The organism is Curtobacterium sp. A7_M15 (assembly GCF_030705415.1).
Classification (GTDB): Bacteria; Actinomycetota; Actinomycetes; order Actinomycetales; family Microbacteriaceae; genus Curtobacterium.
The window spans coordinates 1-9,977 of sequence record NZ_JAUZED010000124.1 but is presented as its reverse complement, the minus strand read 5'-3'; the positions used below and the strand labels follow the sequence as shown (position 1 = coordinate 9,977).

At 73.8% G+C, this 9,977-nt stretch carries 3 protein-coding genes and 1 other RNA gene; 3 read left to right on the top strand and 1 reads right to left on the bottom strand.

All coding sequences use genetic code 11. The features are described from left to right. Positions 1-49: 49 nt before the first annotated feature. Positions 50-724, bottom strand: a complete 675-nt coding sequence (locus Q7F20_RS16225) for an SDR family oxidoreductase (protein WP_305741105.1) — start codon at positions 722-724, stop codon at positions 50-52. A 37-nt stretch (positions 725-761) separates the two neighbouring features. Here Q7F20_RS16225 and ffs point away from each other — a divergent pair. The 3 genes from ffs to Q7F20_RS16210 form a co-directional block, all read left to right on the top strand. Then, an RNA gene (gene ffs, locus Q7F20_RS16220) (signal recognition particle sRNA small type) lies at positions 762-858 on the top strand. A 171-nt stretch (positions 859-1,029) separates the two neighbouring features. Continuing rightward, a complete protein-coding gene (locus Q7F20_RS16215; RefSeq protein WP_305741104.1) occupies positions 1,030-8,589 on the top strand; it encodes a choice-of-anchor G family protein in 7,560 nt (2,519 codons plus the stop codon). Positions 8,590-8,732: 143 nt separating this feature from the next. Then, the coding region (locus tag Q7F20_RS16210; protein WP_305741103.1) for a DNA polymerase III subunit gamma and tau at positions 8,733-9,977 on the top strand (1,245 nt) is incomplete at its 3' end.

Here is a 9,977-nt window from a genome sequence, read left to right as displayed (position 1 = left end):
GCCCCGCCTCACCGGGGCGCGATGACCACTGCGGGGCGCGGGCGGTGGGTCAGCTGAGCGACGCGACCGCCGCGGGGATCGGGGTGTCGCCGCTCGTGACCTCGAACTGCACGCCGACCGCGGTGTCGTCGAGCAGCGCGTGGAGGACCACCGTCGCGACGTCCGCCCGCGGGATCGTGCCACGCGGCACCGTGGTGCCGACGTCGACCGTGCCCTGGGGTGGCGTGTCGAGCAGACCCCCGGGCCGGACGATCGTCCACCGGAGGTTCCGCGCCCGGAGGTTCGCGTCCGCCTCGGCCTTCGCGCGGAGGTACACCTGGAAGACGTCCGCCTCGGAGCGGGCGGGCACGACCGCACGCTCCGGGTCGTAGGAGTCCGCCGCCATCGCCGAGATCATCACGTAGCGTCGGATGCCCGCACGCTCGGCCGCGTCCGCGAGGAGGATCGCCCCGTCCCGGTCGACCGAGAGCTTCCGCTCCGCGCCGCTGCCCGGACCGGCGCCGGCAGCGAACACCACCGCGTCGACCCCGCGCAGACGGAGCCCGAGTTCGTCGTCGTCGAGCTGCTCGAGGTCCGCGACGATCGCCCGAGCGCCCTGCTGTTCCACGTCGGTCACGTGTGCGGGGTTGCGGACGATGGCGACGGCGTCGTGACCGGCGTCGGTGATCTGGCGGGCGAGGAGGAGGGCGATCTGGCCGTGGCCCCCGGCGATGGCGATCTTCATGTGTCCGATCTTGCCCGTCGCGTCCGGTAGACTTCTCGGCGGCTCCTCACGTGACGCCATCCAGGCCAACTCCCCCAGGGCGGAAACGCAGCAAGGGTAACCGGGCTCTGGCGGGTGCGTGAGGAGTCTTTTCGTTTCTCCCTGCGCCTGGTGAATGTTTCGTAACGGGTTGCGGACAGCAACCTGATCGTGTGCAAAGATCGCCCTCAGGAACCCCCAACCAGGGCTCCTGACCCTCCACCGCCTCACCAGCGGAGGAGTTCCGGATCAGGTGGCGAGCGCGCTCGCCAGGAAAAGAGACACGCATGCGCAGGCACGTGTCGCTGCGGGGTACCCGTGTACCCACGACGGCGGGCGACTGGACACGACGGATCTTCGGTGCTGGCGGCCGAGCTCGACGACGAGCATCGGACGATCGGCGTCTCCTCCTGCGCGGCGGTGTCGTCGCCACGGTGACGGCACTCATCGCCGCCACCGTGGCGATCCAACCCGCGGCGGCTGCACAGACCGACGTCTCCGAGGCAGAGGGCCTGCTGCTGAGCGGCTCGGGCATCGTCGACGTCGACACGATCGCCCAGCTCGGCGGTGCCTACTCCGCTCGCGGTGCGACGACCGGCGGCGGGACGACGAACCAGCCGCTCAACGTCGAGGCGTTGAACACCGTGGGGATCGACCTCGGGAACGACATCGACCTGCTCGGCGCGAACGGCATCCTCACCCTCGGCGTGAACGGCCAGTACGCAACGACCTCTTCCACGGGCGCCACGGCGTCCTCCGGGCTCCTCACCAACGACGGCGGCATCGGCGTCGGCACCGGGATCGGCACGGGCGCCTCGACGCTGGACCTCAACCCGCTCTTCAGCCGCGTCGGCGCGGACACCACCGTGCTCTCGAACGCGCAGCTGCGTGTCGGAGCGCTCGCCTCGACCCTGACCGCGACGCGTGGCACGACGGTGAGCACCACGAGCGACTACCGGATCGCCGGGGCCGACCTCACGCTGACGAGCCCGGCCGTGCAGGGGCTGACGACGTCGCTCCGCGACCAGCTGCGCACCGTCTCCGGTCAGGTGAACGGGGTCTTCGGCACCGGGGGAGCCCTGCAGGGCACCACCGCGACGGTGACCAGCCAGATCCAGACCCTCCTGCGCCAGGCACTGCTCGGCACGGTGAACGTCAGCGGCACCACCATCACGTCGAACGTCGACCTCAACCTCGACGGCACCCTCACCCAGGTCCTCCAGCAACCGCTGACGGACGGCGCCGTGACGATCGTCCCTGCGACCGGGACCATCACGGTCGACCTCGACAAGCTCACGGCGCTCAACGGCCAGCCCGCGAACACCCCGGTGCTGACGACCGCCGCGGTGAACTCGATCAACCAGAGCATCACCACGATCCTCGGCACCCAGCTGCCCACGACGCTGCAGACGGCGGTCGTCAACACGATCAACTCCACCGCCGTCCGGGTGGACATCGCGACGAACGCCACCGTGCTCGGACAGCCGTCCGCTGCGATCGGTCTCCGGATCGACACGACGCTCGGCGCGCTCGCCGGCACCGCGACCGCGACCCCCACGGTCACCACGTCGGGCAGTGTCGCCGGACTGCCGCTGCCCCTCGGGACCGTGCTCGCGCCGGTCGTCAGCGGAACCGTCGTCCCCGCGCTGCAGAACGCGCTCCGACCGGTCATCGGCGGGACCGCCCTGGCACAGCTCGGCACCGCCCTGACGAACACGACCTCGGCCGTGGCGACGCTGCTCTCCCCGGTCGTCCTGCTCCTCCGCCAGGTCATCGACCTGACCGTCAACGCGCAGGACACCACGACGGGGTTCCGCGACGGCCGCGGGTACGACCCGGGATCGCGGAGCGTGCACGCCCTGCGGCTGTCGATCCTGCCCGGTGCGAACGTCGCCACCGTCGACCTCGCGACGTCGACCGTGCGGGCCGCGGCCTTCGTCGCGCCGACCATCACGGCGCCCACTGCGAACCAGGTGTTCAGCGTGCCGACGGCGTCCTCCACCCGCACCGTCACCGTGAGCGGCACCGGAGAGCCCGGCGCCACGATCGCGGTGAACCTCGGTGGCGGCCGGACCGGGTCCGCGACGGTCGCCGCCAACGGGACGTGGACCACGACCGTGGCGAACGTGCCGACGGGTTCCTACACGGCCACCGCGACGCAGACGGTCGGTGGCGCGGCGGCGGGCTCCGCCACGCAGCCGTTCTCGGTCGTGGCGCAGCAGGCCCTCACGATCGCCACGCCGACCGCCGGGCAGACGTTCACGACCACGGGCAGCACCGCGCCGGTGACCCTGACCGGCACCGCCACCGCCAACGCCCGCATCGACGTCGACCTCGGGGGCGGGCTCACCGCGACCGGCACGGCGAACGCGAGCGGCGCCTGGAGCATCACGGTGCCGGAGGTGCCGATCGGCGAACCGACCGCGAGTGTGACGCAGACAGTCGGGGACAGCACCTCCGCTCCGGTGACCCGGGCCTTCCGCGTCGTCGCCGCAGCCGGCCTGACCGTCGACAGCCCGACGGCGGACCAGGACTTCCCGCTCGCCGGGGACACCCGGAGCGTGCCGTTCTCCGGCTCGGCGCAGCCCGGCGCCCGGATCGACATCGACCTCGGCGGCGGCCGCACGGCCACGACCACCGCGAACGCCGGCGGCACCTGGTCGACCTCGGTGACGGGCGTCCCCGCCGGGTCGTACACCGCGGCGGTGACACAGACCGTCGGGTCCTCGACGAGCACCGCCGTGACGCGCGACTTCACCGTCACGGCTGCGCCGCAGCTCACGATCGACGCGCCCGAGGACGGCAGCACGATCACCGTCGCCGACCCGACCTCGACCACGCCGGTCACGGTCTCCGGCACCGCCGCACCGAACGCGCAGGTCACGGTCGGCATCGGCGGTTCCTTCACCGCGACGGTCACCGCGGACGGCGACGGTGACTGGGAGGCGACCTTCCAGGGCGTCCCGGTCGGCGACCGCGCGGCCACCGCTCGGCAGACCGTCGACGGCACGACCTCCGGCCCGGTGACGACGGCCTTCACGATCGCCGCCGGTGACCCGATCGAGATCACCGCCCCGGCGCCGGGTGCCACCGTGACCGTGCTCGACGCGGACACGACGACCGACCTCGAGGTGACCGGGACCGCCGAGCCCGGCGCCGACGTCGCGATCTCGCTCGGCGGCGGACTGACCGCGACCGCGACCGCGAACGGCGACGGCGACTGGAGCACCACGGTCCGGGACGTCCCGGTCGGCCGGTACACGATCCAGGCGACCCAGACCGTGGGCGGCACCACGTCACCGGCCGTCCGACAGGTCGTGACGGTCGTCGCCGGCGCCGCGCTCGCCGTGACGTCGCCGACCCAGGGCAGCACGACGGACGTCGCGACCGACGACTCGACGATCGACGTCGAGGTGTCGGGCGCCGCGCAGCCGGGGGCCGGCATCAGTGTCGTCCTGGACGGCGCGGGAGACCCGGTCACCACCACCGCCGGGGACGACGGCTCGTGGTCGGTGACGCTGCCGGACGTCGGCACGGGCGACCACACCGCGAGCGTCACGCAGACGGTCGGTGGACAGACGTCCGCGGCCGTCGACCGGGACTTCTCGGTCGCGGTCGGTGACGACCTGGTGATCGAGTCCCCGACGGACGCCCAGGAGGTCCCCGCGGGGGCGGGCGGTCAGATCGGCGTCGTCGTGCGCGGCACCGCCGAGCCGGGAGCGAGCGTCCGGGTCACGGTCGACGACGGCGACCCGGTCGACGTCGTCGCCGACGCCTCCGGTGACTGGGAGACCGAACCGACGCAGCTCGGCGTCGGTGACCACACCGTCACCGCGGTGCAGACGGTGAACGGCACGACCGGCCCCACCGTGACGCGGGACTTCACCGTCGTGCCCGGGACCGCCGTCGCGATCGAGTCGCCGGCCGTGGGCGCGCGCTTCGTCGTCGTCGACGGTGACGCCACCGCGACCGTCCCGATCTCCGGCACCTCGGAGCCGGGCGCGGCCATCACGGTCTCCGTCGGTCCGGGCACGCAGTTCACCACCACGGCGAACGGCGACGGAGCGTGGAGCGTCGAGGCGACCGGTCTCTCGCCCTCCGGCACCTACACCGTGAACGCGAGCCAGAGCGTCGAGGGCGTGGTCACCACCGCGATCCCGACGACGTTCCAGGTCGTCGCCGCCACGCCGCTCGCGATCACCGCCCCCACGACGGCACCGATCACGGTCGCGGGCGACGACGTCCGACGTGACGTGACGGTCTCCGGGACCGGCCAGCCCGGGGCGTCGGTGACCGCCAGCAGCACCGGCGAGGACGACCAGCGGACGACGGTCGCCCCCGACGGCACCTGGTCGGTGACCTTCCCGGACCTCGCTGTCGGCGAGCACCCGGTCTCGGTGACGCAGACGCTGCCCGGGACGGTCTCGTCCCCGGCGGTCTCCGCCCCGGAGACGCGCACGGTCACGATCGAGGCCGCGGACGCCGTCACGGTGACGACCCCGGCCGCCGATGCAGTGCTGCTGGTTCCGGACGCCGACGCGACGCGCGACGTGACCGTCACCGGGTCGGCCGAGCCGGGCGCTCCGGTCACGGTGCGACTCGGCGACGACGAGGCCTCCACCACCGCTGACGGCAACGGCGAGTGGACCGTGACGTTCGACGGTGTCGGTGTCGGTGACCCCGTGCTCACCGCGACCCAGACGGTCGGCGGGACCAGCGCCTCCAGTCCCGCACAGACCGTCACCGTCCGCGCTGGGACCGCACTCACCCTGACCGCGCCGACGGACGGCACCGTCCTGACGGTCGCCGACGCGGCCGGCACGGCCGACGTCCGGGCCGCGGGACGGGCGCAGGGCGGGGCGAGGGTCACGGTGACCCTGTCGAACGGCGAATCCGACGAGGTGACCGCCGCTGCCGACGGTGCCTGGGAGACGACGTTCGCGGACGTGCCGGTCGGCGACTACACGGTCCGCGCGACCCAGGTCGTCGGCGGGCAGACGTCCGCACCGGTCACCGCTGCGGTGTCCGTCCGCGCCGGTTCGCCGCTCACGGTGACGACCCCGACCGGCGCCACCACCGTGACGGTCGCCGACGACGACGCCACCACCGACGTGCCGTTCGCCGGCACCGGCCAGCCCGGAGCGACCGTCACGGTCGACCTCGGAGACGGCGGGACCGCGACCGCACGGGTCGACGACGACGGGAACTGGTCGGCGACGGTCGAGGACGTGCCGACCGGTTCGTGGACGGCCGAGGTCACCCAGGCCGTGAACGGCACGACGAGCGCGGCGGTCGCACGACCGGTGTCCGTGGTCGCCGCGGCCGACCTCACCGTCCGCCAGCCGGGCGACGACCCGATCACCGTCGCGGACGGTGACGCCACCACCACGGTGACGGTCGCCGGCGACGCCCAGCCGGGCGCCACCGTCACGGTCACCGTCGACGACCGCGATCCCGTCCGGGTCACGGCGGGCGACGACGGCTCGTGGAGCGTCGACGTGCCGGACCTCGGCGTCGGCTCGCACGACGTCAGCGTCACGCAGACGGTCGACGGCTCGACGTCCACGACGCCCGTCGAGTCGATCTTCGAGATCGAGGCCGGAGCTCCGGTCCGGATCGCGGAGCCGACGGCCGGCCAGGAGTACACCGTCGCCGGCGAGGGCGCGACCACCACGGTCGACGTCAGCGGGACGGCAGAACCCGGCGCGACCGTCGTCGTCGACCTCGGCGGCGGACGCAGCGAGTCCACCACCGCGGACACCGCGGGGAACTGGAGCGTCTCGGTGCCCGACGTGCCCGCCGGTACCCCGACGGTCAGCGTCACGCAGCGGATCGGTGACACCGTCTCGGCACCGGTCACGGTCGGCATCCGGGTGCTCGTCGCGGACCCGATCACGATCGCCTCCCCGGCGGACGGGTCGACCGTGCGCGTCGCGCAGCAGGACTCGGTCGCGACCGTGACGGCGAACGGCGCCGCCGAGCCGCTGGCCGCCGTCCGGGTCGCGGTCGACGGGGGAGACCCGCAGACCGTGACGGCGACCGCCGCCGGCACCTGGACGGTCGACCTCGAGGGCCTCGGCACCGGCGAGCACACCGTCCGCGCCACCCAGACGGTCGACGGCTCGACCTCGGCACCGGTCTCGACGACCTTCACGGTCGCCGCGGGCGCAGCGCTGACGGTCGACACCCCGGCCGACGGCGACACGGTGACCGTGCCGGCCGGTACCACGACCGCGACCGTACCGGTCAGCGGCCGGGGGCAGCCGGGTGGGACCGTGCGGATCGTGACGGACGACGGCGACCCCGTCGAGGTCCCGATCGGCCCGGACGGCACCTGGTCGACCGAGCTCGCCGGACTCGACGCCGGTGACCACACGATCGTCGTCACGCAGGTCGTGAACGGCACCACGTCGTCGCCGATCGAGCGCGACCTGACCGTCGAGGTCGCCGAGCCGGACGCGATCGTCGTCACCTCCCCGGAGAACGGCACCGCGTACCGGGTCCTCGGCGGCACCACGGACGTCCGGGTCACGGGTGTCGCAGCCCCGGGCGCGGCCGTCGCGGTCCGTGTCGACGGCGGCACCCCGGTCACGACGACCGCGGACGGCGACGGCGAGTGGGCCGTCACCGTGCCCGACGTCGGGACGGGCGCGCACACGATCGCCGCCGCGCAGACGGTCGGTGGCACGACGACGGACGCTCCGCAGGTCCGGTTCACCGTCGCCGCGGCCGCCCCGGTCCGGGTCACCAGCCCGACCGACGGCCAGGTCCTCCCGATCACCGGAGCCACGACCTCGATCCCGGTCAGCGGCACGGCCGAGCCCGGTGCCACGGTCTCCGTGGACATCGACGGCCGGACCGCGACGACGACCGCCGGTGGCGACGGCTCGTGGACCGTCACCGTCACCCAGGTCCCGCCGGGCACCCACACGGTGTCGGTCACCGAGACGGTCGGCGGTGTGACCTCCGACCCGGTGACGAGCACGGTGCGGGTCGTCGTCGCCCAGCCGACCGACGTCACCATCACGAGTCCGGCACCCGGCCAGCTCATCCCCGCGACGGGCACCGGCGACACCGGCAGCTTCACCGTGACCGGGCACGCCACGCCGGGGGCACTCGTGACGGTCCGTCTGTCGAACGGGCAGGTCCGGACCACGACGGCCGACGCGGACGGGGACTGGACCGTCACCTTCGACCGCGTGCCCGAGGGCGAGTGGACCATCGAGGCGTCCCAGTCCGTGAACGGCACGACGACGGTCTCGCAGCCGGTGGCGATCGTGGTCGACGCGGTGGAGCCGCTCGCGGTCACGTCGCCCACGCCGGGCGCGCACCAGACGGCCTCGGCCGCCGGGTACGTCGACTGGCGGGTCACCGGGACCGCCGAGCCGGGAGCGACCGTCACGGTCGTCGCCGACGACGGCACGCCCGTCACGACGACGGCGGCCGAGGACGGCAGCTGGGCGGTCGTCCTGCGACTCGCGGTGGGGCAGCACACCATCCGCGTGACGCAGACGGTGGCGGGTGCGACCTCGGCCGTGCAGTCGGTGGCCGTCGTGGTCGACGCCGCGGTGCCGGGCACGCCCGGGGACCCGGGAGACCCCGGGACGCCCGGTGATCCCGGGACGCCGGGGACGCCGGGGACGCCGGGCGCACCCGGCACGCCCGGCGCGGTCGGGAGCGGCGGAAACGGCAACGGATCGGGGGCTGGCAGCGGGTCCGGTGGTCTCGCGTTCACCGGGGCCGACGTGGCCCCGCTGGCCGGGGCAGCGGGCGGCCTGGTGGTGCTCGGCTTCCTCCTGCTGGGCCTGTCGCGGCTCGCCCGCGGCATCCGCCGCCGACGCGTCTGAGACCGTCGCACCGCACGAGCCGCGCCTCCCGTCACGTCGTCAGGACGGACGGGAGGCGCGGCTCGTCCCGTGCGCGCCGCCCACTTCCCACAGGTGGTCCGGCCCGGCGCTCGGGTGTCGGTCGTCCCGGCTACCCTTGGGGCGTGGTCACCGCCCTGTATCGCCGTTACCGGCCCGAGAACTTCGCCGAGCTGATCGGACAGTCGCAGGTCACCGATCCCCTCCGGACGGCCCTGCGCACGAACCGGGTCAACCACGCCTACCTCTTCAGCGGGCCGCGCGGCTGCGGCAAGACGACGTCCGCGCGCATCCTCGCGCGCTGCCTCAACTGTGCCGAGGGTCCCACCGACACCCCGTGCGGCGTCTGCCCGAGCTGCGTCGAACTGGCCCGTGGCGGCGGGGGATCGCTCGACGTGATCGAGATCGACGCCGCCAGCCACAACGGTGTCGACGACGCCCGCGACCTGCGCGACCGTGCGGTGTTCGCCCCGGCACGCGACCGCTACAAGATCTTCATCCTCGACGAGGCGCACATGGTCACGCCGCAGGGCTTCAACGCCCTGCTCAAGCTGGTCGAGGAACCGCCGGAACACGTCAAGTTCATCTTCGCGACGACCGAGCCCGAGAAGGTCATCGGCACCATCCGGTCGCGCACCCACCACTACCCGTTCCGTCTCGTCCCGCCGGCGGCCATGCTCGAGTACGTCGAGCAGCTCTGCCAGCAGGAGTCCGTCTCCGTCGCCCCCGGCGTGCTGCCCGTGGTCGTCCGGGCCGGCGGCGGCTCCGTCCGCGACACCCTGTCGCTGCTCGACCAGCTCATGGCCGGCAGCGAGGACGGTGCGATCGCGTACGAGCGTGCGGTCGCGCTCCTCGGGTACACCGACGCCGCACTGCTCGACGACGTCGTCGATGCGCTCGCCGTGGCCGACCCGGCTTCGGCGTTCGCCGCGATCGACCGTGTCGTGCAGACCGGGCAGGACCCCCGTCGCTTCGTCGAGGACCTGCTCGAACGGCTCCGTGACCTCATCGTCGTGGCCGCCACCAACGAGAGCGCCGCGGCAGTCCTGCGGGGTGTCTCGCCGGAAGAGCTCGACACGATGACCCGGCAGGCCGGTGTCTTCGGAGCGACCGGGCTCTCGCGAGCGGCGGACATCGCGAACCGGGCACTGACCGAGATGACCGGGGCGACCTCGCCGCGGCTGCACCTCGAGCTCATGACGGCGCGGATGCTCGTGCCCGAAGCCGACGACACCCAGCGCGGCGCCCTCGCCCGGGTCGAGCGGCTCGAACGGCGCATCGGTGTCGGGGACGCCGGCGGGCACCAGGCCGGTCCGGAGTCGCTCCCGGCCCGGGGGTCGGGCGCGCCCGCGTCACCGACCACGCCGGCG